The organism is Streptomyces sp. NBC_00435 (genome assembly GCF_036014235.1).
Taxonomy (GTDB): domain Bacteria; phylum Actinomycetota; class Actinomycetes; order Streptomycetales; family Streptomycetaceae; genus Streptomyces.
The window spans coordinates 1552277-1577336 of record NZ_CP107924.1 but is presented as its reverse complement, the minus strand read 5'-3'; the positions used below and the strand labels follow the sequence as shown (position 1 = coordinate 1577336).

Sequence of the window (25060 nt, the reverse complement as noted above, 5' to 3'; positions counted from 1 at the left end):
GGGGGCGGGTCCGTCGGGGGTCGGCGTCCCGGCGGCGGGGGTCAGCTGTTGCGGGGGCCGGGGAACGCCCCGGGGCGGGACGCGCCCGCCTCCTCGCGCATCGGCTGCGGCGGCACCGAGCGGGCCGCCGGGACCGTGGGCAGCGGCCCGAGGGTCCGCGTCGTCGTGCCCTCGGCCAGCGGCTCCCGCTCGGCGGACTCGGCGCTCTGCGCCCGCCGGGCACCGTAGCGCCGGTGCACGGCCTGCTTGGTGACGCCGAGCGCCGAGCCGACCGCGTCCCACGAGAAGCCGAGCGAGCGGTCGAAGTCCACCGCGGCGGTGACCAGCGTCTCGACGCTGTCCCGCAGCTCCTGCGCGAGGCGGACGGTGGGCGCGGGCGCCCGGCCATAGACGACGAAGCCCGTGGAGGGACCTGAGCGGCGCGGGCGGTAGACGTTGCCGAGCTGGGCGGTGAGCGTACGCAGAGCATCCACCTGCCGGCGAACCCGCTCGATGTCCCGCACCAGCAGGTGCAGGCTGGCCCGTGCTTGGGCGTCGTGGGTGGCGTGGTCGGCCATGAAGAAGCCTCTCGAACCGGTGCTGAAGAGCGGATCGGGCCGCAGACACCGTTCTGTTTCGCGGCCCGTTTCGGTCAATCTCTCTTGACCAACGCGCCAGCGGGCGGCCAGGTCACGCTCAGGGGGCGTGTCGGCATATGCGAGGAGCGCGCGTGTGTGCGTACGCCCCCTCGCGGGAGGACGGCAGCGCAGGTGGGACGGTCGGCGGGCAGCCCATAGACTGGTGCGCTGCTGACAGCCGAGATAGCGAGGTAGACCCCAGTGAAGCTCGTCTTCGCAGGCACCCCCGAGGTCGCCGTGCCCGCCCTGGACGCTCTGATCGCCTCCGGGCGTCACGAGGTCGCCGCCGTCGTCACCCGGCCCGACGCCCCGGCCGGCCGGGGACGCCACCTCGTCGCCAGCCCCGTGGCCGAGCGCGCGGTGGAAGCGGGCATCGAGGTGCTCAAGCCCGCCCGGCCGCGCGACCCGGATTTCCAGGCCCGGCTGCGCGAGATCGCCCCGGACTGCTGCCCGGTCGTGGCGTACGGCGCGCTGATCCCCAAGAGCGCCCTGGACATCCCCGCGCACGGCTGGGTCAACCTGCACTTCTCGCTGCTGCCCGCCTGGCGCGGTGCCGCCCCCGTCCAGCAGTCGATCATGGCGGGGGACCAGGTCACCGGTGCCTCCACCTTCCGGATCGAGGAGGGGCTGGACACCGGCCCGGTCTTCGGGATCCTCACCGAGGAGATCCGGCCCACCGACACCAGTGGTGACCTGCTGACCCGCCTGGCCTTCGCCGGGTCCGGACTGCTGGTGGCGACCATGGACGGCATCGAGGACGGCACCCTGCGCGCGGTGGAGCAGCCCGCGGACGGGATCTCGCTCGCGCCGAAGATCACCGTCGAGGACGCCCGGGTCGACTGGACGGCCCCCGCGATGCGCGTCGACCGGCTGGTGCGCGGCTGCACGCCGGCGCCCGGCGCGTGGACGGTCTTCCGCGCGGAGCGGCTCAAGCTGGTCTCGGTCGGGCTGGCCCCGGACCGCACGGACCTGCGTCCGGGAGACCTGGCCGTGGGCAAGAACAACGTCCACGTCGGCACGGGCTCGCACGCCGTGGAGCTGCTCTGGGTGCAGCCGCAGGGCAAGAAGCCGATGAAGGCCGCCGACTGGGCGCGTGGCGTGCGGATCGCTCCCGGCGAGCGGCTCGGCGGCGGGACCGACGTAGGCTGAATTCGCGGCGGCCCCCACAGGCGTCGCAGGCGTCGCAGCCCTCGCGGGCATCCTCGCCCTTCGGTCCATCCCCCAGCGTTACGTAACCCCGGAGCACCTTTCACGTGAGCGAACAGCCCCCCCGTCGCCCGGCCAAGTCCGCAAAGTCGGCCAAGCCCTACCGGCGGCCCCAGAAGGACCCCGTCCGGATGCTGGCCTTCGAGGTGCTGAGGGCGGTGGACGAGCGCGACGCCTACGCGAACCTCGTGCTGCCGCCGCTGCTGAAGAAGGCCCGCAAGGACGAGACCTTCCAGGCACGTGACGCGGCGCTGGCCACCGAGCTGGTGTACGGGACGCTGCGCCGCCAGGGCACGTACGACGCGGTCATCAAGGCCTGCATCGACCGGCCGCTGCGCGAGGTCGACCCGCCGGTCCTCGACGTGCTCTCGCTCGGCGCGCACCAGCTGCTGGGCACCCGGATCCCCACCCACGCGGCGGTGTCCGCGAGCGTGGAGCTGGCCCGGGTGGTCCTCGGGGACGGGCGGGCGAAGTTCGTCAACGCGGTGCTGCGGAAGATCTCCGCGCACGACCTGGACGGTTGGCTGGAGAAGGTGGCGCCGCCGTACGAGGACGACGCCGAGGAGCACCTCGCCGTCTTCCATTCGCACCCGCGGTGGGTCGTCAGCGCCCTGTGGGACTCGCTGGGCGGCGGGCGGGCCGGGATCGAGGACCTGCTGGAGGCCGACAACGAGCGGCCCGAGGTCACGCTGGTCGCGCGGCCGGGCCGGTCCACGGCCGAGGAGCTGCTGGAGGCGGTCGGCGAGGACTCGGCGCTGCCGGGGCGCTGGTCCCCGTACGCGGTCCGGATGGCCGAGGGCGGTGAACCGGGCGCGCTGGAGGCGGTGCGCGACGGCCGCGCCGGTGTCCAGGACGAGGGCAGCCAGCTGGTGGCGATGGCCCTGGCGGCCGTCCCGGTCGAGGGCCGCGACGAGCGGTGGCTGGACGGCTGCGCGGGACCGGGCGGCAAGGCGGCGCTGCTCGCGGCGCTCGCCGCCCAGCGCGGCGCGTTCCTGCTGGCCTCCGAGAAGCAGCCGCACCGGGCCCGGCTCGTCGAGAAGGCGCTCGCCGGCAACCCCGGCCCGTACCAGGTCATCACGGCGGACGGGACCCGTCCGCCGTGGCTGCCGGGCTCGTTCGACCGGGTCCTGATGGACGTGCCCTGCTCGGGCCTGGGCGCGCTGCGCCGCCGCCCCGAGGCGCGCTGGCGCCGTCGGCCGGAGGACCTGGAGGCCTTCGCGCCGCTCCAGCGCGGCCTGCTGCGCGAGGCCCTGTCGGCGGTCCGGGTGGGCGGTGTCGTGGGCTACGCGACCTGCTCCCCGCACCTGGCGGAGACCCGGGTGGTCGTGGAGGACGTACTGAAGGGGCGCGGCGCGGGCGCTTCCCCCCTCGAGGCGGAACTGGTCGACGCGCGGCCGTACATGCAGGGGGTGCCGGCGCTGGGGGACGGCCCGGACGTTCAGCTGTGGCCGCACCTGCACGGGACCGACGCCATGTACCTGGCGCTGATCCGGCGGACCGGATAGCGGCGGCGGCCGGGGGCGGGGAGGGGGCGGGGGAGGCGGCACACGAGGGTCCCCGGCCCCGCCCGTCCCCAGTTCCGGGGTAGTGGCCGGAACGCGTTGGCGGCATGGCACGCTTGGGGCATGGCCGTTCAGATCAATCCCAGCATCTTGTCCGCCGACTTCGCCCGGCTCGCCGAGGAGGCGAAGGCCGTCCAGGGGGCCGACTGGCTGCACGTCGACGTCATGGACAACCACTTCGTCCCGAACCTCACGCTCGGCGTGCCGGTCGTGGAGTCGCTGAGCCGGGCTACGGACATCCCGCTCGATCTGCACCTCATGATCGAGGACCCCGACCGCTGGGCCCCGCAGTACATCGAGGCCGGCGCGGGCTCCGTGACCTTCCACGCCGAGGCGGCGGCCGCCCCCGTGCGGCTGGCGCGCGAGATCAGGGCCAAGGGGGCGCGCGCGTCCATGGCGCTGAAGCCGGCGACGCCCATCGAGCAGTACGAGGACATCCTTCCCGAGCTCGACATGCTGCTGATCATGACGGTGGAGCCCGGCTTCGGCGGCCAGCCCTTCCTCGACATCATGCTGCCCAAGATCCGCCGTACCCGTGAGCTGATCACCAGGCACGGTCTGGAGCTGTGGCTCCAGGTCGACGGAGGGGTTTCCGCCACGACCATCGAGCGGTGCGCCGAGGCCGGCGCGGACGTGTTCGTCGCGGGCAGCGCGGTCTACGGAGCGGTCGATCCGGCGGCCGCCGTACGCACGCTGCGTGAGCAGGCGGGTGCCGCGATCTCCGCCGCGCCCTGGGCTTGCGACCACTGAACCAAGCCTTGGTGAACAGCTCGGTGAACGGGAGCTGTCCAGGCTGATCAACGGCCGTCGGATCTGACAGGATGAACGGCGAGTCGAGAGTGTGAACAGCAGTGAGGAGAACGCGGTGTCTGCAATGTCGGCGGGACGGTCAGCCCTGCGGATGGGACCCGCGGAGCTGGTGCAGGCGGCGGCCATGGCGCGCCGCTTCTACCTGGAGGGGAAGTCCAAGATCCAGATCGCCGAGGAGTTCGGCGTGAGCCGCTTCAAGGTGGCCCGGGTCCTGGAGACCGCTCTGGAGCGCGACCTCGTACGCATCGAGATCCGGGTGCCGGCCGAGCTGGACGCGGAGCGCTCCGACGCCCTGCGCGCCCGGTACGGGCTGCGGCACGCCGTGGTGGTGGAGTCCCCGGCGGACGCCACCGAGGACGCGCCGGACCCGGAGAACCTGGGTGCGGTGGCCGCCGATCTGCTGGGCGAGCTCGTCAACGAGGGCGATGTACTGGGCCTCGCGTGGGGGCGCTCCACCATCCACATGGCCGCCTCCCTGCACCGGCTGCCTCCCTGCACCGTGGTCCAGCTGACGGGCGTGTACGACGCCGGGACGGCCGAGCGCGGGTCCGTGGAGGCCGTGCGCAGGGCCGCGCAGGTGTCGGGCGGCGACGCCCACCCCATCTACGCCCCGATGCTGCTGCCCGATCCGGCCACGGCGGCCGCCCTGCGCGGCCAGACGGGGATCGCGCGGGCCTTCGAGTACTTCGACAAGGTGACGGTCGCCGCCGTCTCCATCGGGTCCTGGGAGCCGGGCATCTCCACCGTCCACGACATGCTGAGCGACGAGGAGCGGGCGCACTACGCCTCGCTGGGCGTCGCCGCCGAGATGTCGGCCCACCTCTTCGACGCGGAGGGCCGCCGGGTCGGGCGGGACCTCGGCGAGCGCTGCATCACGGTGGAGGCGGACCGACTGCGCCGGATCCCCGAGGTCGTGGCCATCGCGGGCGGGCTGCGCAAGGCCTCCGCGATCGGCGCGGTACTGCGCTCGGGCCTCGTGACGAGCCTGGTCACCGACACGGCCGTGGCGGACTATCTGCTGACCGAATCGCAGCCCGGGCTGCGGCCGGCACTGGAGCGGGCCGACCCCGACGAGTGATTGTTCGGATTGGTCCGATTGGCCGGACGGACGGCGGTCAAACACGGGCGCGGGATGTTCGCTGATGCGGATGGTGCCGTAATTGAGATCCGTACGGCGGACCGTTCGAGGGCCCGCTGGGCGCATACTGGGTGCAATGACAAAGTCAGCAGTACCTCGCCGCCATTTGCCGTCCAGCCCGTTCAAGGCCCCCGTGGAAGCGCCGCTCCGGCACTTCAGCGTCGGCGACCGGGTTACTCACGACGAGCACGGTCTCGGCCGTGTCGTCGCAGTAGAGGAGGGGATCGCTGTCCTCGTCGAATTCGGGCCGGAGGTCCGGAAACGAATCCTGAGTCCCTACACCAAGATGGCCGCTCTCTGAAGCCAGCTCGCGATTCGCGGGAGAATCGGATATTTGGCACGATCGGTGCATGATCTTTCGGAACGTGCCCCGATCGTTGCTGCGTGTGCTGAGGGTCGTGTTCCTCTGCGCGGCGCTGGTCGGTGCGGTGGGCTGCAGCGGGAAGACTCCCGCACCTGCCGCGGCCACCAGTACGAGCGCGAGTGCCGGCTCCGGCGTTGACGTCGCCCCGAGCGGGGTGGCGAGTTCCGCCGTGCCGACGCCCCGATGGGCGAAGGGGATGGCGACCGTACGGGCTGCGGCGTTGCCGCAGCAGGCCCGGGAAGTGCTCGCGCTGATCGACAAGGGCGGGCCGTACCAGTACCGGCAGGACGGGACCGTCTTCGGCAATTTCGAGAAGGTCCTGCCCCAGCAGAAGCGTGGTTACTACCACGAGTTCACCGTGAAGACGCCCGGTGAGCGGGACCGCGGGGCCCGGCGGATCGTGACCGGTGGGGGCGGGGAGTTCTTCTACACGGACGACCACTACGAGACCTTCAAGGCGGTTCTCCGATGACTCTGGACCCGCAGCCCCTGGCCCCTGCCGTGGCCGCCGCCGAAGCCGCGGGCTGGACGACCGTACGGCTCGATCTGGACGGCGTACGGAGCAAGGCGGAGCTGATGCGGCGCTGCCGGGGCGCGCTGCGGCTGCCGGAGTACTTCGGGGAGAACTGGGACGCGCTGGCCGATGCGCTGCGGGACCTGTCGTGGCTGCCGGATGCCGCGGGGCGGCTGGTGGCGGTGACCTCGTGGCGTGCGTACGCCGCCGCGCGGCCGGGCGACTGGGAGACCCTGCGGGAGATCCTGGAGGAGGCGGTGGACTTCTGGCGCGAGGGCGACGGGGCCGGCCTGACCGTGCTGCTGGCCGAGCCCGAGCCCGAGCGGAAGCCCGAGCCCGGTCCCGAGGAGAAGCCCAGGCCCGGGCCGGCTGCCGGGGCCACGCCCCGGACCCCGCGCCTCAAACGCCGGCGAGGCTGAAGGATCCGGGGCTCCGCCCAGTGCCCTAGCCCTTCGGGATCCAGGGCGGGGTCCGGCCCCAGGACCAGACGGGGATCTCGGCCGCGTCGACCGGGGGCGGGTTGGGGCCCGAGTAGATCAGGGCCATCCGGGTGCCCCACTCGATGTAGTACGCGAAGACGGCACGGAACTCCGGGTCGGTGGGCAGGCCCACCTCGTCGGCCGTGTCCATCAGCAGGTCCACCCAGCGGCGGCGCTGTCCTTCGGTGATGGCGCGGCCCAGGTGCTTGGTGGCCATGTGCTGGTGACCGCCGTGGGCCGCGGTGTACTCCTTCGGGCCGCCGAAGACCTCCGACAGCCAGACGGCGACGTGCTGGGGGTGCTCCGAGTCCATGCCGGCGAAGACCGGGGCCAGGATCTCGTCCCGCAGGGCGTGGGCGTAGAAGGCGTCCGTGAGGCGGCTCATCGCCTCCGCCCCGCCCAGCCACTCGTAGATGGTCGGCGTGGTACCGGGTGTGCTGCTCATGACGAGGTGGAAGCCTTTCCGGGGCCGGCCACCTGGGTGACGAGGTAGTGCTGCATTTCCTCGATGGCCGTGACGTACGGGCGGATCGCGCTGAAGAACGCCGGGAAGTGCTCGCCCTTGCGGAATCCGTTCAGGTGGGCGTCGACCGAGGTCCAGCGGATGCGGAGGATGTAGCGCTCGGGTTCCTCCTCGCAGCGGGCCAGTTCGTACTCGACGCACTCCGGCGAGGCGGCCAGGGCCTCGGCGGCCCTGACGTAGGCGTCCTCGAAGGCGGGCTGGTCGTCCAATGCGATCCGGTAGCGGATGTACTCGACGGTGGTGGTCATGGTGCGGGCCTCTCCCTGGGGTCGGGCGTTGATCGCCGCTGGTCCGTGCCAGGCTTGCGCGATCTTGCGGGCGCTGGGGGATCTTTCGCCGTTATGACTCAGACTTCTGGGAGTCGGTGAGGTCAGGGCCCTCCGCCCGGACCTGCTGGACCCGGTCCAGGGACTCGCGCAGGTCCGCCAGCCAGGTGTCGGTGTTGCGTCCGACCAGGCGGACGCACCAGGCCAGCGCGTCGGCGCGGCTGCGGGCGACCCCGCCCGCGACCAGGGTGTCGAGTACCTGGCGCTCGGGCTGGCGCAGGCGGGTCATGACAGGGACCGCGAGGTGCGTGAAGAGGGTCGTCTCCTCGCCCGACCGGACGGCCCAGGAGACCTTGCGGCGGTAGAGCTCCTCCGCCTCCCGGGCCACCTCCATCCGCTGTTCGCGGGTGCGCTCGCGGAACGCCGCGACCGACTCGGCCGCCGGGACCGCGCCGACGACCGTGATCTCCTCCCGGTCCACCGTGACCGAGAGGAGCGACTCGTAGACGTCCACCGGCAGGCGCTCGGCGAACCAGGAGCGGAGCTGTTCGTTCTGCTCGGTTGTAATCATGTAATCAACGGTGCGTCCGGTCCCGGCTTGATCGCAAGTGACCCGGGGCCGTGTTCGCTCTCGGCCCACCACATCTCGGCCCGTCGGGCGATCCTCAGCCCATCGAGCGGTAGCGGTGGATCAGGGAGACCGCCATGGCACCCTCGCCCACGCCCGAGGCGACCCGCTTGACCGAGTGGGCCCGTACGTCCCCCGCCGCGAAGACGCCGGGGACGCTGGTCTCCAGCGGGTACGGGGCACGCTCCAGGCTCCATTCCTCCGGGAGTTCGCCGCCGTTGGATATCAGGTCCGAGCCGGTGAGGACGAAGCCGTACTCGTCCCGCTCGACCACACCGGCCAGCCAGTCCGTGTGCGGCCGGGCGCCGATGAAGGTGAACATGAAGCGGGCCGGGACCTCCTTGTCCTCGCCGGTGACGGCGTCGTGCAGGGTCAGGCGTTCGAGGTGGTCCTCCCCGTGCAGGCGGACGACCGTCGTACGGACCCGCACCTCGACGTTGGGGGTGCGCTCGATCTCGTCGATCAGGTAGCGGGACATGCTGTCGTCGAGCGAGGCCGCGCGGACCAGGATCGTGACCCTGGCCGCGTACTTGGCGAAGTGCACCGCCGCCTGGCCGGCCGAGTTGGCCCCGCCCACGATGAACACGTGCTGCGAGATGCACGCCGAGCTCTCCGTGGTCGCCGCGCCGTAGTAGAGCCCGGCGCCCTCGAAGCGGTCCGCGCCGGGAGCCTCCAGGCGGTTGTACGAGACCCCGGTGGCCAGCAGCACCGTCTCGGCGCTGATCTCCGTACCGTCCGCCAGGGTCAGGATCTTCGCCGGGTCGTCGCGGGTCAGGGAGGTCACCTCGACCGGGTGCAGGATCTCGGCACCGAAGCGGGCGGCCTGGATGGTGGCCCGGCGGGTCAGGTCGCCGCCGGAGAGGCCCGAGGGGAAGCCGAGGTAGTTCTCGATCAGGCTGGAGGTGCCGGCCTGGCCGCCCGGGGCCCGGGAGTCCAGCATGAGGGTGGACAGGCCCTCCGAGGCCGAATAGACCCCGGCCGCGAGGCCCGCCGGGCCCGCGCCGACGATGACGCACTCGTAGTGCGGGCGCGAGGCGGTGGTGGCCAGCCCCAGGCGCTGGGCGAGCTGGGTGTCGGTCGGCGCGGAGAGCACCGAGCCGTCCGGGAAGCGCACGAGCGGCAGCGCGGCGCCGGGCTGGGCGGCGGCGATCACGGTCAGCGCCTCCGGGTCCCGCTCGACGTTGAGGAAGCGGAACGGCTGGCCGTTGCGGGTGAAGAAGTCCCGGACGGCGTGGGTGCCGGGGGAGACGAGGTGGCCCGCGACGATGATCCCGTCGTACGCGGGGCGGTAGGCGGCGAGCCAGTCCGACAGCAGGTCGTCCAGGACGGGGAAGAGCCGCTCGTGCGGCGGGTCCCACGGCTTGAGCAGGTAGTAGTCCAGGCGTACCCGGTTGATGGCGGTGATGGCCGCGTCGGTCTCGGCGTACGCCGTCAGCAGGACCCGCCGGGCGTCCGGGAAACGGGAGACGGCCTCGAGGAGGAACTCGACGCCGGTGACGTCGGGCATCCGCTGGTCGACGAGGAAGAGCGCCGGGTCGTGGCCGCGTTCGTCCAGGGAGTCCAGGATCTTGAGGGCATCGGCGGCGGAGGAGGCGCCGAGCACCCGGTAGCGGTCGCCGTACGCGCTGCGCAGGTCGCGGCGGACGGCGCGCAGCACCTGGGGGTCGTCGTCCACGGCGAGGATGACGGGCTTGCGGTTCTCCGCGCGTTCGGCGGCCGTGGCGGTGGCCGCGGTGGTGCTCGTCGGCGCGGTGCTCGCGGGCGCGGCGGCGCGCTCCGGGGCCGCGTTCACGCCGGGTCCAGCATCAGCTTGTCGGCGTAGCACCAGGCCCAGTCCTCGCCCGGCTCGTGGGAAGCGGCGATGGGGTGCTCGGTGACCCCGTAGTGCCTGGTGGCGTGACGGTTCTTCGAGGAGTCGCAGCAGCCGACGTGCCCGCAGCTCAGGCACATCCGCAGGTGCACCCACGAGTCCCCGGAAGCGAGGCATTCCTCGCAGCCCTCGGTGCCGGGTTTCACCGGACGTATCCGATCGATGTGGGTGCACAACAGGTCCATCGTCATCGTCCCCGTCCCTCTCTCGCGCGGCTCGCACCCGTGATTCACGGGCGTCCAGACCATAAGTCGGGGCCCCGGCGACGGTTCAGTGATTCGGCCGAAGTCAGGTAGTCCTGAAGCTACTTCGTGACATCGCCGGACGACTTCCTGAGGTGCCCCCATGACCTGGGCGACTACCTCACGAAGTCGCATACGGGCGCTTTGACGGGGACCCCGGTCACGGCCAGTGTGGGGGACGCCAACGACAACAGGCGGCGCCTGGAGGAATCCGTGAGCAGAAAGATTCTGGTCATTGTCTCGGAGCACGGTTACTGGGCCGAGGAACTGATCGGCCCTGTATCCCAGTTCGACGAGCAGGGCTATGAAGTCGTATTCGCCACGCCGACCGGAAAGCGTGCCCACGCTCTCCCGCCGAGCCTCGACGCGAACTACATCGATCCTCCGCTGGGACGCTCGGTCACCACCGAGGAGAACGCCCGGCTGGGCCGGGAGTTCGAGCAGTCGAGCCGGCTCGACTCCCCCCTCGACATCGAGGCGTGGGCACCCGAGCGCCCGTACACGAGTGACCCGGCCTACCTGCCCAAGCTGGAGCAGTACCACCGCGATCTGGACAAACTCCAGGCCGACATCGCCGGCTACGACGCGGTGCTCGTCGTCGGCGGCAGCGGTCCGATCGTCGACCTCGCCAACAACGAGCGCGTGCACGCCCTGATCCTGGCCTTCAAGAACGCCGGCAAGGTCGTCGCGGCCGAGTGCTACGGCGTCGCCTGCCTGGCCTTCGCCCGGGACTGGGGCGACCGCCGCAGCATCATCTGGGGCAAGCACGTGACCGGGCACTGCAAGGAGTACGACTACAAGGACGGCACCGGATTCCTCGGTACCGATTTCAACATGGGGCCGCCGCCGTACCCGCTGGAGTACATCCTGCGCGATGCGACCGGACCGCGCGGGGCGTACATCGGGAACTTCGGTCATCCCCTTTCGGTGATCGTCGACTTCCCGTTCGTGACCGGCCGTTCCACCCCCGATTCATATCTCACGGGGCAGAAGATCGTGGAAGTTCTGGAGAACGGTCTCACCAGGTACGGCTGGTAATTCCGGTACCTGCGGGAAGAGGAGGGGGAATTCGATGAGTTCTGAAGCCACTCCCGGACGGGAAAGGCTGATCGACCAGTTCAAGGCCGACGGCCTGAACATCATGTTCGGAAATCCGGGGACGGTGGAACAGGGATTCCTCGATGCCGTCGACGCGGCGGAGGACTTCCACTACGTCCTCGCCCTCCAGGAGACGGTCGCGGCCGGCATCGCCGACGGCTACGCCCGTGCCACCGGCGGCGCGGCCCTGCTCCAGCTGCACTCCGGGGTGGGGCTGGGCAACGGCATCGGCATGCTCTACCAGTCGCTGCGCGGCCACACCCCGCTCGTCGTGGTCGCCGGTGACGCGGGGGTCCGCTACGACGCCATGGACGCACAGATGGCCTCCGACCTGGTGGCCATGGCGAAGCCGGTGACCAAGTACGCGACCCGGGTCACCGACCGGAACTCCGTACTGCGCACCATCCGCCGGGCCGTGAAGATCGCCCTGACCCCGCCGCGCGGCCCGGTGTTCGTGGCGCTGCCGATGGACGTGCTGGACGAGCTCAACTCAGAGCCCGTGCTCCCCGCCACCACGGTGCTCACCGACGTGGCGCCGTCCCCGGCCTCCGTGGGGCGGGCGGCCGATCTGCTCGCCCCCGCGAAGCGGCCGGTCGTGCTCGTCGGGGACGGGGTCGCGCTCTCCGGGGCGCAGGCCGAACTCGCCGCCGTCGCCGAGCTGCTCGGCGCCGACGTCTACGAGGTCGACTCCTCCGAGGTGAACATCGCGGCCTCGCACCCGCTGCGCCGCGGCCAGACGGGCCACATGTTCGGCCCGCACAGCAAGGAGCTGATCGGGGGCGCGGACGGGGTGCTCATCGTCGGCACCTACGTCTTCCCCGAGGTGTTCCCGGAGCTGGAGAGCCCCTTCCGGGCGGGCGCGAGGGTCGTGCACATCGACCTGAACGCCTACGAGATCGCCAAGAACCACCCGGTGGACCTCGGACTCGCGGCCGACCCCAAGCAGGCGCTGCGCGCGCTGGCCGGCGTACTGGAACGGGTGCTCACCCCCGGCCAGCGGGCGGCGGCCGCCGGGCGGCTGGACGCGCGGACCCGGGAGCGGACGCGGGCGGGCCTGGTGGAGCGGGAGGACATGGACTCCAAGGAAGCGGCCGGCTCGCCGATGGCGGTCTTCCTGCGGACCCTGGCCGAGCGCACCGGCGGGGACCTGATCGTCTTCGACGAGGCGCTGACCACCTCCCCGCTGGTCACGAAGTACCTGCCGCCCGAGCGGCCGGGCGACTACCACCTCACCCGCGGCGGTTCGCTCGGGGTGGGCTTCCCGGGCGCGGTCGGCGTCAAGCTCGCCCGCCCGGACCGGCTCGTCGTCGGCTTCGCGGGCGACGGCGGTTCCATGTACACCTACCAGGCGCTGTGGACCGCGGCCCGGCACGGCATCGAGGCCAAGTTCGTGGTCTGCAACAACCGCAAGTACCGGCTGCTGGACGACAACATCGCCCAGTACTGGCGGGAGCGGGAGATCCCGGAGCACGGCTTCCCGGGCTCCTTCGACCTCTCGCACCCCGAGATCGACTTCGCCGCGCTGGCCCGGTCGCTCGGGGCGGGCGGGATGCGGGTGGAGAAGCCCGACGAGGCGGTCGCCGCCGTGGGCCGGATGCTCGCCCACCCCGGACCGTTCCTCGTCGACGTACAGATCTGACGCACCGCGCCCGCAGGGGCAGCACGGACAGTACGGACAGGCAGTACGGACAGACTGGAGGAGACCGCATGCCCGCCGAGCGGCTGACCGAGAACGCGATCCGCGCCTTCGCCGACAAGTGGTACGTCGCGCTGGACCAGCACGTTCCGCCGGACCAGGTGCTGGCTCTGATCACCGAGGACCTGGAGTTCAAGGTCCCCGAGGACACCTTCCTCGGCCACCAGGGCTTCGGCCGCTGGTACGAGGCGGTCACCCACCGCTTCTTCGACGAGGTGCACACGGTCACGAAGGTGGAGCCGGTCATCGAGGGGGACCGGGCGATCGTCCGGGTCCTCGTCAACTGGCAGGCCAAGATCTGGGACGCGCCGGCCGCCCGCAGTGCGTGGCTGGGCTTCGACGCGGACCAGACCTGGACCGTGGTCGCCGGCCCCGACGGGCCGCTGATCCAGCAGTACACCGTCAACGAGCTGGCGCCCATGCCCGGTTCCGCCTCCCTCTGAGCGCCGAAGGAGAAGCGACGATGACCGAAGTGACACGGGAGCGGGTCGAGGCGGCGTACCGCGCCCTCGGTTCCGGCGACCGGGCCAGGATCCTGGAGTACTACGCGGAGGACCTGCGCTGGCAGGTCCCCGGCAACCACCCGCTGGCCGGCTGGTACGAGAGCCTGGACGCCTTCCTGGAGCTGATGGGCCAGACCCACAAGCTCACGGGCGGCACCTTCCGCATGGACATCGAGGCGGTCCTCGTCGGCGAGGACTGCAGTGCGGACGTCTGCCGCAACGTCGCCGTGCGCGGCGGAGCCGACGAGTCGAGCCGGTCCCCGTACGAGCGGATGGACTACCCGGTCTTCCACTTCATGCGCTGGCGGGACGGCCGGATCGTCGAGGGCCACGACGGTCTGTTCGGCGACTCGGCCACGGCCTTCAGCCAGTTCTGGGCGCCCTTCGCGCCCGACGGAACCCGCAGGGACCGATAGGGGGGATGAGCGCCATGGACGCACGGCAGATCTTGCAGAAGTACTACGAGTACGCCAACGCCGGTGACTGGGACAGCTGGTGCGACCTGTTCGCCGAGGACCAGGTCATGGACGAGCAGCTCGCCGGCCACATCGAGGGCCTGGAGCTGCTGCGGTCGATGATGAAGGGGATGGGGACGATGTACCGGGTGTTCCGCAACGAACCCGTGCACTTCCTCGTCGACGGCGACAAGGCCGCGGCCGTCTCCCACCTGACCGCGGTCACCCCCGCGGGGGAGGACATCGAGGCCGAGGTCATGAACTTCTTCCGGATCGTGGACGGAAAGATCGCCTACATGGCGAACTACCACGACACCGTCCCCTTCCAGGTGCTCGGGCAGGGCTGAGGGGACGCGTGATGGCCGTAGACGAGTACGACTACATCGTGGTGGGATCCGGCACCGCGGGGAGCGTCCTCGCGAACCGTCTCTCCGAGGACCCGGACGTCACCGTCCTCGTCCTGGAGGCCGGCGCGGGCCGCATCCCTCCCGAGGTGGACGATCCGTCCTCCTGGTACAAGCTGCTGGGCGGGCCCGTCGACTGGGGATACACCAGCGTCCCGCAGCCCGGCCTCGACGGCCGCCGCACCTACGAACCGCGCGGCAAGGCCCCCGGCGGCAGCAGCAACCTCTACATCATGATGCACATCCGGGGCCACGCCTCGGACTTCGACAACTGGGCCTACCAGGGCGCGGCCGGCTGGGCGCACGAGGACGTACTGCCCTACTTCGCCCTGCTGGAGGGCCAGGAGGACGCCACCGCCGCGACCACCGGCACCCGCGGCCCGCAGCGGATCACCAACGCCGGGCTGCACAACCCCAATCCGGTCTCCCGCGCCTTCATCGACGCCGCCGTCGAGCTCGGCCACGAGGAGATCGCCGACTTCAACACCGACGGCCCGCGGCGCGGGCTCTTCGGCGCCGGCTGGCACCACATCGACGTGGCGGAGGGCCGCCGCCAGGGTGTCCTCGCCGCCTATCTGGAGCCGGCCCTCGACCGCTCGAACCTGACCCTGTGCACCAGTGCGCAGAGCACCCGGCTGCTCTTCGACGGGGACACGTGCACGGGCGTCGAGTACGTCCAGCTCGCGCCGCCCGCCAAGATCCAGGGGCGGACCGTGCGGGACGGGCACAGCACGGCGCCGGGGCCCGGCGCGCACACCGTACGGGCCCGCCGCGAGGTGATCGTGGCCGCCGGGGCGATCGAGTCGCCGAAGCTGCTGCTGCTCTCCGGGATCGGGCACCCCGGGCAGCTGGGCGAGCACGGCATCCGGACGGTCGTGGCCCTGCCCGGGGTCGGCGAGAACTTCCACAACCACGTACTGACCGGGCTGATGGCCGAGGTCACCCAGGAACTTCCGCCGCCCGCGCAGAACCTGTCGGAGAGCGCTCTGTTCCTCTCCTCCCGGCCCGGACTGCCCGCGCCGGACCTGCAGATCGCCTTCGTGCACGTGCCGTTCGACGTGATCGTCGGCCAGGACCACCCCAACACGGTGTCCATCCTGCCCGGTGTCGTACGTCCGGTCTCGCGCGGCTGGATCAGGCTCGCGAGCGCCGATCCGCTGGCCCACCCGCTGATCAACCCGAACTACCTGGGTGACCGGTGGGACCTGGAGCGGATGGTGCAGGGCGTGAAGACAGCCCGGGAGATCTTCGCGACCTCGGCCTTCTCGCCCTGGTACAAGCAGGAGCTCCAGCCCGGCCCCGGCTACGTGTCCGACGAGGACCTGCGCACCTTCGTGAAGCAGAAGTCGGAGAGCTACCACCACCAGGCCGGCTCGTGCCGCATGGGTATCGACGACCTTTCCGTCGTCGACCCCGAACTGCGCGTGCACGGCGTACGGAACCTGCGCGTCGTCGACGCCAGCGTGATGCCCGCCGTCCCGTCGGGCAACTGCCACACCGCCATCGCGATGATCGCCGAGCGCGCCGCGGACTTCCTGAAGGGGGCCTCCCGTGTCTGACGTGGTCCTGCGCGAGGGCGCCCTGACCGGGACCCGGATCGCGGTCCTGGTCGAGAGCGACTTCTACGAGCCGGAGATCTTCTACTACCAGCACCGCTTCGCGGAGGAGGGCGCCGAGGTCGACTTCCTGACCCGGCTGTGGGGCAACGACTCCATCACCTTCTCCGGGCACGAGTACCGGGCGCCGTTCACCGCCGAGAAGTCCCTGGAGGGGCTGAGCGACGAGGACCTGCGCGGCTACGCGGCGATCATCGTGCCCTCGGGCATGGTGGCCGACCGGCTGCGGTACACGGAGGACGTGGACGTACTGGCCCCGGCGACGGAGCTGCTGCGCCGGGCCTTCGAGGAGCCGACCGTCCTCAAGGGGATCATCTGCCACGGCATGTGGCTGGCGGCCTCGATCCCGGGCAAGATCCGCGGCCGCAAGGTCGTCTGCCACAACAACCTCATCGGCGACGTCCGCAACATGGGCGGTGAGTACGTGGACGAGGACGTGGTGGTCGACGGCGACCTGGTCACCGGCCGCACCGGGGCCCACCACCACCTGTTCGCCCGCCGGATCATCGAGCTGATCGCCGCAGGGCGGGCCGCCCGGGGTGCACAGGGCGCGCGGGGCACCGGCTGATGGGGCCGATGGTCTGGTCGCACGTGGGCCTGAACTGCGCCGACCAGAAGACCACCGAGGAGTTCTACACCCGGTACTTCGGCTTCACCCGGGCCCGGGTGGTCGACCTGGGGGATGCCCGGATCATCTTCCTCCGCCAGGGGGACGTGTACCTGGAGCTCTTCGCGGCGGGCGCCGAGCCGGCCGCCGGCCGGGCCCACCACGACGGTCCGGCGGCGCCGGGCCGGATGCGCCACCTGGCCTTCCAGACCGACGACGTGGACGCGTTCCTCGCCACGCTCGGGGACGGGGCCGAAGTGACCCTGGGACCGCTGGACTTCGACGACTTCATCTGCGGGTGGCGGACCGTGTGGGTCCGCGATCCCGACGGGGTGATCGTCGAGGTCAGCCAGGGATTCGAGGACGAGCGGGCGCACGGGGACGACCAAGCGCCGATGGGCTCTCACGACGACAAGGACGGTGTATGACATGGCGGATGCCGTGAGCTTCTCCTTCTCCGACACGATCGCCGGCTACGTCGGCCGCTTCGACTCCGGGTCCCGGCTGCTGCGGCTGAAGACCTCGGACGGCCGCGAGTTCGACGTCTCGCTGGCCGGGGACCCCAGCGCCGAGCTGGTCCGCAACCTCGACGAGCCGTACATCGACGCCTCCGGGCACATCGACGAGATGCTCTCGCCGGGCCGGTTCCTCTACGTCTACGGGGTCCACTACCCCGAGCGCGGCGGCCTTTTCGAGGCCAAGCGCCTGGTGTTCCTGGGCCGCGGGGCCGAGGACTACCGCTTCGAGGAACCCAGTTGGTGGGTCAAGCAGATCGAATCGCTGGCCGACTTCTACAAGCGGGCCCAGTTCGGCGACGGGCCGGTGGACTTCACCGAGTACCGCACCGAGATCCGGCTCGGCGGGGACAAGACCGCCAGTCATGTCCAGGAGACCGACACGATCTCCCGGCTGGTCTACGGCATGGCCTCGGCCTACCTGCTGACCGGCAAGGACGAGTACCTGGAGGTCGCCGAGCGCGGCACCGAGTACCTGCGCAAGCACATGCGGGTCGTGGACAGCGAGGAGGACGTGGTCTTCTGGTACCACGGCATCAGCGTCGACGGGGACAGCGAACGCAAGCTGTTCACCTCGGAGTTCTCCGACGACTACGACGCTATCCCGATGTACGAGCAGATCTACGCCCTGGCCGGCCCGATCCAGACCTACCGGGTCACCGGTGACGTCCGGATCAAGAACGACGCGGACGCCACCATCCGGCTGTTCGACAAGTTCTTCAAGGACCCGGAGCAGGGCGGCTACTACTCCCACATCGACCCGATCCTCTTCAGCGCCGACCACGAGTCCCTCGGGGAGAACGCGGAGCGCAAGAACTGGAACTCGGTGGGCGACCACGCGCCCGCGTACCTGATCAACCTGTACCTGGCGACCGGCGAGCAGAAGTACGCCGACTTCCTCGAGTACACCTTCGACACCATCGCGGACAAGTTCCCTGACTACAAGAACAGCCCGTTCGTCCAGGAGCGCTTCTTCCGCGACTGGTCCCACGACACCGCGCACAGCTGGCAGCAGAACCGTGCGGTCGTCGGACACAACCTCAAGATCGCCTGGAACCTGATGCGGATGAACTCGCTGAAGGCCAAGCCGGCCTACGAGGAGCTCGCCCGCAAGATCGGCGAGATCATGCCGGCCGTCGGCAGCGACGTCCAGCGCGGCGGCTGGTACGACGTGGTCGAGCGGGTCAAGTCCGGGGACGAGGAGACGTATCGTTTCGCCTGGCACGACCGCAAGGCCTGGTGGCAGCAGGAGCAGGCGATCCTCGCCTACCTCATCCTGAACGGCACCGTCGGCGGCGATGACTTCCTGCGCGAGGCGCGGCAGGCGCAGTCCTTCTACAACACCTTCTTCCTCGACCACGACGAGGGTGCCGTCTACTTCAACGTGCTCGCCAGCGGTACTCCGTACCTGCTCGGCACCGAGCGGCTCAAGGGCAGCCACTCGATGTCCATGTACCACTCGGCGGAGCTCTGCTACCTCTCCGCCGTCTACAACAACCTGCTCGTCAACGGCCGCGAGATGGACTTCCACTTCCAGCCCGACCCGACGAACCTGCCCGACCGCGTGCTGCGCGTCTCGCCCGACCTGCTGCCCGCCGGCTCGGTGCGCATCGCGTCCGTCGAGATCGACGAGAAGCCGTACGAGGAGTTCGACGCGGAGGAGCTGACCGTCCACCTGCCCGACGTACAGGGCCGGGTCAAGGTCAAGGTCCGGCTGCGCCCGACCAGTAAATAGCGCCAACGGGGGCGCCCCACTCAGAGGGGAAAGCAATGACCCTGAACGTGAAGGAACGCCGCAACAAGGCGGGTACCGTGCTCGTCGCCACCGGCGAGATCAACAGTGAGACCTCCGGATCGCTGCTGCAGACACTGCTGCCGCTGGTCCGCGAGGGCAGGCCGCTGCGCATCGACCTGACGGCCGTCAGCTACGTCTCCAGCGCCGGGCTGCGCACGCTGCTCGTCGTCTACCGCGAGGCCCAGCACGCCGGGGTCGCCGTCACCCTCTACGGGGTGAGCGAGGAAGTCCGGTTCGTCATGTCGGCCACCGGCTTCCTCGACTTCTTCTCCGCCGGGGAGGCCGAGGCGGCAGCCGCGAAGGCCGCCGCCAAGGCCAGCGCCACGCCACGGGCCGCGCGATGAGCGAGTCGGCGCCCGAACAGACCCTGCGCGTCGACGCGTACCCGACCCACGAGGTGGGCGGGTACCGCGTGCGGGCCGGCAAGCCGTTCCCCTTCGGGGCCAACGTGGTCCCCGGCGGGGTCAGCTTCTCGGTCTTCTCCGACCAGGCCACCTCCATGACCCTGGTCATCTACCGGCGCGGAGAGCCCGAGCCGATGGCCGAGCTGGAGTTCCCCCAGGAGTTCCGCACCGGCAGCGTCTTCGCCATGACGGTCTTCGGCCTGGACCACGAGAACATCGAGTACGGGTACCGGGCCGACGGCCCCTACGACCCCGTCACCGGCCACCGCTTCGACGCCCGGCAGGTTCTCTCCGACCCCTACGCCCGGCTGATCGCCGGCCGGGACGTGTGGGGCGTGGAGCCGGACCGCAGCCGCGGCTACCAGTACCGCTCGCGCGTCTGCCTCCAGGACTTCGACTGGGGCGACGACACCCCGCTGGGCATCCCCGCCGAGGACCTCGTCGTGTACGAGACCCACGTGCGCGGCTTCACCCGGCACCCCTCGTCGGGGGTCACCGCCCCAGGCACCTTCGCGGGGCTGCGCGAGAAGATCCCGTACCTGAAGGAGCTCGGGATCAACTGCATAGAGCTGCTCCCGGTGTTCGAGTTCGACGAGAGCGACAACCCGCGCACCAACCCGGAGACGGGCGAGCAGCTCTTCGACTACTGGGGCTACAACACCGTCTCCTTCTTCGCCCCCAAGGCCGGCTACGCGGCCACCGGACGCTACGGCATGCAGGGCGACGAGTTCCGCACCCTGATCAAGGACCTGCACGCGGCCGGCATCGAGGTCATCCTCGACGTCGTCTTCAACCACACCGCCGAGGGCAACGAGCAGGGCCCCACCATCTCCTTCAAGGGGCTCGACAACGCCACGTACTACATGCTCACGCCCGAGGGGTACTACTTCAACTTCAGCGGCACCGGCAACACCGTCAACTGCAACCACCCCGTGGTGCGCAACTACGTACTCGACTGCCTGCGCCACTGGGTCGCCGACTACCACATCGACGGTTTCCGCTTCGACCTGGCGGCCATCCTCGGCCGCTCCGCGGACGGCACCCCGCTGCCCAATCCGCCGCTGCTGGAACTGCTCGCCTACGACCCGGTCCTGCGGCACACCAAGCTCATCGCCGAGGCCTGGGACGCCGGCGGCCTCTACGAGGTCGGCAACTTCCCGGCGTACGGCCGCTGGGCGGAGTGGAACGGCAAGTACCGCGACACCGTGCGCAGCTTCCTCAAGGGCGACCCGGGGATCACCGGGGAGCTCGCCACCCGGGTGGCCGGTTCGCCCGACCTGTACTCCAGCCGCGGGACCTCGGCGTCGGTCAACTTCCTGACCGCGCACGACGGTTTCAGCCTGGCCGACCTGGTCTCGTACAACGACAAGCACAACGAGGCCAACGGCGAGGGCAACAACGACGGCGGGAACGACAACGCCAGCTGGAACTGCGGCGCCGAGGGGCCGACCGACGATCCCGAGGTCAACGCGCTGCGGCTGCGGCAGATGAAGAACGCCCTGGGCATCCTCTTCACCAGTCAGGGCATCCCGATGCTGCTGTCCGGCGACGAGGTGGCGCGGACCCAGCAGGGCAACAACAACGCCTACTGCCAGGACAACGAACTGTCCTGGTTCGACTGGGACCAGGTCGACCAGAACGCCGAACTGCTCCGGTTCACGCGGGAGATGATCGCCTTCCGCAAGCACCACCGCGAGCTGCGCTCCACCGCCCACCCCACCGGCCAGCTCCGCGACAGCCTCGGGCTGCCCGACATCAGCTGGCACGGGGAGCGGGCCTGGCAGCCCGACTGGTCGCCGGACAGCCGGCTGCTGGCCGTGGCCCGCTGCGGCACCGGTGACGACGACGTGGTGTACGTGGCCATGAACTCCCACTGGGAAGCGCACGACCTGGAACTGCCCGCCCTCCCGGGCGGCCGCACCTGGCACCTCTTCGCGGACACCGGGGCCGAGGCCCCGTACGACATCCGCACCCCCGGCGCCGAACTCGAACTGGAGAACGCCGGAAAGTACCTGATCGGTCCGCGCTCGGTCGTGATCCTTGTCGGCCGCACGCCCGACGCCGAGCTCTAGAAACGAGTTCGGACCCACGCGAACCCGTACGTCCGAAGGAGACCTGACATGCCGCTTTCCGTGTCCCTGAGCATCGAGGGCGACACCACCGTGATCGAGCTGGAGGGTGAACTGGACGCCAAGACCGCGCCGGACTTTCACCAGACCATCGAGAAGGCCGCCGGACACGGCACCAGCACCGTCGAGATCAGGATGGCCGGCGTCGGCTACATGGCCAGCGCCGGACTGCGCTCCCTGGTCTTCGCCCAGCAGAAGGTGGGGGACCACGTCACGATCAAGGTGGTCGGCGCCATCGAGCCCGTCTCCCGGACCATCCGGACGGCCGGGCTCGACCGCAGCATCCTGCTCTCCGACGACTGAGTCCGATGGGTGACGTCGTCGAGACGGCGCGGGCGTCCGCCGAGCTGGAAGTGCCCGCCACCCTGGGGGCGCTGGGCGACATCGCCGCGCTCGTCCTTCGGCTGGCCGGGAAGGCGGGCCTCGACAGGGGTGCCGCGTACCGGATCCGGCTGGCGGTGGACGAGCTGGCCACGAACATCGTGATGCACGGGTACCGGGGCGGCGACGGACGGATCACCGTCCGCGGCCGCTCCGGGCCGGGCCGGGTGCGGATCTCCCTGGAGGACCGCGCACCGGCATTCGACCCCGTCGGGGGGCGCCTGCCGCCCGACCCGGACATCGCGCCCGAGCGGCGCAGGATCGGCGGTCTCGGCATCCACCTCGCACTGACCAGCGTGGACGAGTTCGCCTACGTACACAGGGACGGCCGCAACATCAGCACGCTGACTGTGATGGCTGAGGGGACTGACCCATGCCCTCCACGACCGTGATCATCCTCGACGAGTACCCGCCGCCGCCCATCGACCTGCTCCGGGCACTGGGGGAGATGGGTGCGGAACTGGTACCGCGCACCCTCGCCGACCTACTGACCGGCCCATTGGAGGAACTGCCCGAAGCGGACGTACTGCTCGCCCCGGCCCAGGCAGGCGGGGAGTCCGTACGAACGGCCGTGCGCCGGCTGCGCCGCTGGGGCGGGGCCCCCATCGTGGTCGTCTGGACGGTGACGGAGTTCGCCGCCCTGGAGGAACACGTCCGGCTGGGCCACGACTACCTCGTACCGCCCTTCCTGCCCGCCCTCGTCGGGGCCCGGTTGCACAGTTGCTCCGAGCGCGCCGGACTCGGCCGCACGCTGCGCGAAGCGGACGCCCGCGCCGAACTCATGGGCTACGAGAAGGAACTGGAGATCGGCCGGGAGATCCAGGCCGGCTTCCTGCCGGAGTCGCTACCGGTCCCCGAGGGCTGGGAGATCGACGTGTGCTTCCGGCCCGCCCGGCAGGTCGCCGGGGACTTCTACGACGTCTTCGAGCTCTCCCGCGGCCGCCGCCTTGCCTTCGTCGTCGCGGACGTCTGCGACAAGGGGGTCGGGGCCGCGCTCTTCATGGCCCTCATCCGTTCCCTGCTGCGGCACACCGCGGAGAACAGCGGCCTGCAGCACCTGGTGGCCGCCGGCCGCACCGGAAACAGCCGGCGCATCCCGGTCGTCGGCGCCACTCCGCTGCTCAACGCGGTCACCGCCACCAACGGCTACCTGACCCGCAACCACCTGCGGCAGGGCTACTTCGCCACCCTCTTCTTCGGCGTGCTCGACCCGCTCACCGGATCCCTGGTCTACATCAACGGCGGCCACAACCCGCCCCTGTTGCTGGCCGCGGACGGCAGCGAGCCGCTCGCCCTGGAGGTCACGGGTCCCGCCGTGGGGGTGCTTCCGGACTGCGTGTACACGCTCGGCTACGCCCAGTTGAACCCTGGCGACACGCTCTTCGTGTTCACCGACGGAGTGCCGGAGGCCCGCTGTCCCAGCGGGGGCTTCCTCGGTGACGCGCGGATGCTGGAGCTGCTGTCCGGACCGCCGGTCAGCGGCAGGGAGGTGGTAGACCGGATGGACACCGCCGTACGCGAACACACCGGAACGGCCGAACAGCACGACGACGTCACCATGCTGGCCCTGCACCGGCCACGCGCGGCGCGGGGGCCGTGCGCGACCCGGCCGGCGGTAGCCTGATGACCCTGACCATCGTGGTGCACTCGTACCGCGGCGGTACCGGGAAGTCCTCGGTGCTGGCGAACCTGGCCCTGCTCATCGCGGGCGCGGGACGCCGGGTGGGGGTGATCGACACCGACATCCAGTCGCCCACCCTGGACCTGCTCTTCCGGCTCGGCCCCGGCCCCTCGCTCGCCGACTACCTGCTCGGGCGGTGCGAGATCGAGGCCGCCGCCCAGGAGGTCGCCACCGGCCGCGGAGGCGGCGGCCTGTACGTCGTACCGGCCCGGACCGGGACGGCGGCCCTGCGGGAGCTCATGACCACCGGCTACGACGTGGGGCTGCTGCCCGAGGGCTTCGACCGGCTGGCCGTCCACCACGACCTGGACGTCCTGCTGCTCGACACGCACGCCGGGCTGAACAACGAGTCGGTCACCGCCATGGCGAGCGCCGACGTACTCCTGATCATGGCCCGGGCCGACCGGATCGATCTCCTCGGCGTGGAGGAGACCATCGCCCTGACCGGCCGGCTCGCCTGCCGCCGGACCCTGGTGATGAGCATGGCGCCGGAGGGAATCGACCGGGAGGCCGCCCGGCGGCGGGCCGAGGCGGTCTACCGCACCCCCCTGGCCGGAATCCTTCCCTATGTTCCGGAAATGGCCGCCCTCTACGGTGAACGCATATTCGCCGAAGCGCACCCCGACCACCCACTGGTCGGTGAATTCCGCACCATCATCTCGGCGTTGGACGCACGTGACGAAGTATCACGGGCCTGACGTCAGCCCCTTACGCCCCTAGCGGGGGGCGTGTTGAATCGGCAGCGAATCCGGCGTATCCAGCACATCCAGAACAAGGAGAAGAGTCATGAAGATTCTCGTCGTCATGACGGCCAAGGCCACGCTTCATCTGCTGGACGGGGAACAGCACCCCTCGGGTTTCTGGGCCGAGGAATTCGCCGTTCCCTACACCCTCTTCAAGGCCGCGGGCCACACCGTGGACGTGGCCACGATCGCAGGCCGGCCACCGACGGTCGACCAGACCAGCATCGACCCGCAGTTCCTGCAGTGGGTCCGCCCCCAGGGCTCCAAGGACGCGGACACGGCGAACGCGCTGGAGTACAGCCGCGTCATCGAGAACACCCCGGCGCTGAGAAACCCGATCGCCCTGGAGACCCTGGGCGAGAAGGACATCGCCGACTACGACGGCATCTACATCAGCGGCGGTCACGGCGCCATCGGCGACCTGCCCAAGTCCGACGAGCTGGCGCAGATCCTGCGCTGGGCCATCGCCCAGGACAAGCCGCTGGCCACGGTCTGCCACGGCCACACCGCGCTGCTGGCCCTGCGCGACGGCGAGGGCAAGTGGCCCTTCGAGGGCTACCGGATGACCGCCTTCTCGCACAGCGAGGAGCTGGTCACCAACATGGCCGGCCGCCTCCCGCTGATCCTGGAGGCCGAACTCACCCGGCTCGGGGCCCGCTACGAGAAGGCCGACCTGATCTGGGATTCGCACGTGGTCGTCGACCGCAAGCTCACCACCGGCCAGAACCCGTACTCCTCCAAGGCCCTCGCCGAGACGTTCTTACGCCAGCTCGCGCAGGGCTAGCGGTAGCGCCCTGCTCCTCGTACCCGACAC

Annotated in this window: 29 protein-coding genes; 23 read left to right on the top strand and 6 right to left on the bottom strand. The window is 70.6% G+C overall.

Annotated elements, in window-relative coordinates:
• Positions 1-41: 41 nt before the first annotated feature.
• Positions 42-557 (bottom strand): hypothetical protein, encoded by a 516-nt coding sequence (locus OG389_RS07160; RefSeq protein WP_328297622.1) that lies wholly within the window; start codon positions 555-557, stop codon positions 42-44.
• A gap of 261 nt (positions 558-818) precedes the next feature.
• Here OG389_RS07160 and fmt point away from each other — a divergent pair, with 261 nt between their 5' ends.
• The 7 genes from fmt to OG389_RS07125 all read left to right on the top strand — a co-directional run bounded on the left by fmt (position 819) and on the right by OG389_RS07125 (position 6630).
• Positions 819-1766 (top strand): methionyl-tRNA formyltransferase, encoded by a 948-nt coding sequence (gene fmt, locus OG389_RS07155; RefSeq protein WP_328297621.1) that lies wholly within the window; start codon positions 819-821, stop codon positions 1764-1766.
• A gap of 104 nt (positions 1767-1870) precedes the next feature.
• Positions 1871-3328: an RsmB/NOP family class I SAM-dependent RNA methyltransferase gene (locus OG389_RS07150; protein ID WP_328297620.1), complete on the top strand. Its 1458-nt coding sequence runs from the start codon at positions 1871-1873 to the stop codon at positions 3326-3328.
• 120 nt (positions 3329-3448) lie between these two features.
• Entirely contained in the window at positions 3449-4135 is a 687-nt protein-coding gene (gene rpe, locus OG389_RS07145; RefSeq protein WP_328297619.1) for a ribulose-phosphate 3-epimerase, read from the top strand.
• A 124-nt stretch (positions 4136-4259) separates the two neighbouring features.
• Complete coding sequence (locus OG389_RS07140) at positions 4260-5273, top strand: sugar-binding transcriptional regulator (RefSeq protein WP_328303578.1); 1014 nt, start codon at positions 4260-4262, stop codon at positions 5271-5273.
• A 136-nt stretch (positions 5274-5409) separates the two neighbouring features.
• Positions 5410-5634, top strand: a complete 225-nt coding sequence (locus tag OG389_RS07135; RefSeq protein WP_112452447.1) for a hypothetical protein — start codon at positions 5410-5412, stop codon at positions 5632-5634.
• Positions 5635-5683: 49 nt separating this feature from the next.
• Positions 5684-6169 carry a ribonuclease domain-containing protein gene (locus tag OG389_RS07130; RefSeq protein WP_328297618.1) on the top strand — a complete coding sequence of 162 codons (486 nt, stop codon included), beginning with the start codon at positions 5684-5686 and terminating at the stop codon, positions 6167-6169.
• Entirely contained in the window at positions 6166-6630 is a 465-nt protein-coding gene (locus OG389_RS07125; RefSeq protein ID WP_328297617.1) for a barstar family protein, read from the top strand. The genes OG389_RS07130 and OG389_RS07125 overlap by 4 nt, the downstream gene beginning before the upstream one ends.
• 25 nt (positions 6631-6655) lie before the next feature.
• On the opposite strand, the gene OG389_RS07120 is transcribed toward OG389_RS07125, so the two are convergent.
• The 5 genes from OG389_RS07120 to OG389_RS07100 form a co-directional block, all read right to left on the bottom strand.
• On the bottom strand, positions 6656-7135 hold the full coding sequence (locus OG389_RS07120; protein WP_328297616.1) for a group II truncated hemoglobin: 480 nt from the start codon (positions 7133-7135) through the stop codon (positions 6656-6658).
• Positions 7132-7461: a putative quinol monooxygenase gene (locus OG389_RS07115; RefSeq protein WP_328297615.1), complete on the bottom strand. Its 330-nt coding sequence runs from the start codon at positions 7459-7461 to the stop codon at positions 7132-7134. The genes OG389_RS07120 and OG389_RS07115 overlap by 4 nt, the downstream gene beginning before the upstream one ends.
• Positions 7462-7552: 91 nt before the next feature.
• On the bottom strand, positions 7553-8050 hold the full coding sequence (locus tag OG389_RS07110; protein WP_328297614.1) for a hypothetical protein: 498 nt from the start codon (positions 8048-8050) through the stop codon (positions 7553-7555).
• Positions 8051-8144: 94 nt separating this feature from the next.
• Positions 8145-9782, bottom strand: coding sequence for an FAD-dependent oxidoreductase (locus OG389_RS07105; protein WP_328303575.1), 1638 nt, complete (start codon positions 9780-9782; stop codon positions 8145-8147).
• 113 nt (positions 9783-9895) lie between these two features.
• Positions 9896-10168: a UBP-type zinc finger domain-containing protein gene (locus tag OG389_RS07100; RefSeq protein ID WP_328297613.1), complete on the bottom strand. Its 273-nt coding sequence runs from the start codon at positions 10166-10168 to the stop codon at positions 9896-9898.
• A gap of 264 nt (positions 10169-10432) precedes the next feature.
• On the opposite strand from OG389_RS07100, the gene OG389_RS07095 reads away from it, so the two are divergent.
• From OG389_RS07095 to OG389_RS07020, 16 genes are all read left to right on the top strand, one after another.
• Positions 10433-11257 carry a type 1 glutamine amidotransferase domain-containing protein gene (locus tag OG389_RS07095; RefSeq protein ID WP_328297612.1) on the top strand — a complete coding sequence of 275 codons (825 nt, stop codon included), beginning with the start codon at positions 10433-10435 and terminating at the stop codon, positions 11255-11257.
• A 34-nt stretch (positions 11258-11291) separates the two neighbouring features.
• A complete protein-coding gene (locus OG389_RS07090; protein WP_328297611.1) occupies positions 11292-12956 on the top strand; it encodes a thiamine pyrophosphate-binding protein in 1665 nt (554 codons plus the stop codon).
• A gap of 68 nt (positions 12957-13024) precedes the next feature.
• Complete coding sequence (locus tag OG389_RS07085) at positions 13025-13456, top strand: nuclear transport factor 2 family protein (RefSeq protein WP_328297610.1); 432 nt, start codon at positions 13025-13027, stop codon at positions 13454-13456.
• 20 nt (positions 13457-13476) lie between these two features.
• Positions 13477-13932, top strand: coding sequence for a nuclear transport factor 2 family protein (locus OG389_RS07080; RefSeq protein ID WP_328297609.1), 456 nt, complete (start codon positions 13477-13479; stop codon positions 13930-13932).
• Positions 13933-13946: 14 nt separating this feature from the next.
• Positions 13947-14318 carry a nuclear transport factor 2 family protein gene (locus OG389_RS07075; RefSeq protein ID WP_328297608.1) on the top strand — a complete coding sequence of 124 codons (372 nt, stop codon included), beginning with the start codon at positions 13947-13949 and terminating at the stop codon, positions 14316-14318.
• Between the two features lie 11 nt (positions 14319-14329).
• Positions 14330-15934 carry a GMC family oxidoreductase gene (locus OG389_RS07070; RefSeq protein WP_328297607.1) on the top strand — a complete coding sequence of 535 codons (1605 nt, stop codon included), beginning with the start codon at positions 14330-14332 and terminating at the stop codon, positions 15932-15934.
• Positions 15927-16559 (top strand): DJ-1/PfpI family protein, encoded by a 633-nt coding sequence (locus OG389_RS07065; protein WP_328297606.1) that lies wholly within the window; start codon positions 15927-15929, stop codon positions 16557-16559. The genes OG389_RS07070 and OG389_RS07065 overlap by 8 nt, the downstream gene beginning before the upstream one ends.
• A gap of 8 nt (positions 16560-16567) precedes the next feature.
• On the top strand, positions 16568-17026 hold the full coding sequence (locus OG389_RS07060) for a VOC family protein (RefSeq protein WP_328297605.1): 459 nt from the start codon (positions 16568-16570) through the stop codon (positions 17024-17026).
• A 1-nt stretch (position 17027) separates the two neighbouring features.
• Positions 17028-18848 (top strand): AGE family epimerase/isomerase, encoded by a 1821-nt coding sequence (locus OG389_RS07055; protein ID WP_328297604.1) that lies wholly within the window; start codon positions 17028-17030, stop codon positions 18846-18848.
• A 35-nt stretch (positions 18849-18883) separates the two neighbouring features.
• Positions 18884-19252 (top strand): STAS domain-containing protein, encoded by a 369-nt coding sequence (locus OG389_RS07050; protein WP_328297603.1) that lies wholly within the window; start codon positions 18884-18886, stop codon positions 19250-19252.
• On the top strand, positions 19249-21384 hold the full coding sequence (glgX, locus tag OG389_RS07045) for a glycogen debranching protein GlgX (RefSeq protein ID WP_328297602.1): 2136 nt from the start codon (positions 19249-19251) through the stop codon (positions 21382-21384). The genes OG389_RS07050 and glgX overlap by 4 nt, the downstream gene beginning before the upstream one ends.
• Positions 21385-21432: 48 nt before the next feature.
• The gene (locus OG389_RS07040; protein ID WP_328297601.1) at positions 21433-21744 is read left to right on the top strand and encodes an STAS domain-containing protein; all 312 of its coding nucleotides are present in this window, start codon (positions 21433-21435) and stop codon (positions 21742-21744) included.
• Positions 21745-21749: 5 nt separating this feature from the next.
• Positions 21750-22214, top strand: a complete 465-nt coding sequence (locus OG389_RS07035) for an ATP-binding protein (protein WP_328297600.1) — start codon at positions 21750-21752, stop codon at positions 22212-22214.
• Complete coding sequence (locus OG389_RS07030; RefSeq protein WP_328297599.1) at positions 22196-23446, top strand: PP2C family protein-serine/threonine phosphatase; 1251 nt, start codon at positions 22196-22198, stop codon at positions 23444-23446. Before OG389_RS07035 ends, OG389_RS07030 begins: the two co-directional genes overlap by 19 nt.
• Positions 23446-24201, top strand: a complete 756-nt coding sequence (locus OG389_RS07025) for a MinD/ParA family ATP-binding protein (protein ID WP_328297598.1) — start codon at positions 23446-23448, stop codon at positions 24199-24201. The genes OG389_RS07030 and OG389_RS07025 overlap by 1 nt, the downstream gene beginning before the upstream one ends.
• An 88-nt stretch (positions 24202-24289) precedes the next feature.
• A complete protein-coding gene (locus tag OG389_RS07020; protein WP_328297597.1) occupies positions 24290-25030 on the top strand; it encodes a type 1 glutamine amidotransferase domain-containing protein in 741 nt (246 codons plus the stop codon).
• Positions 25031-25060 lie beyond the last annotated feature (30 nt).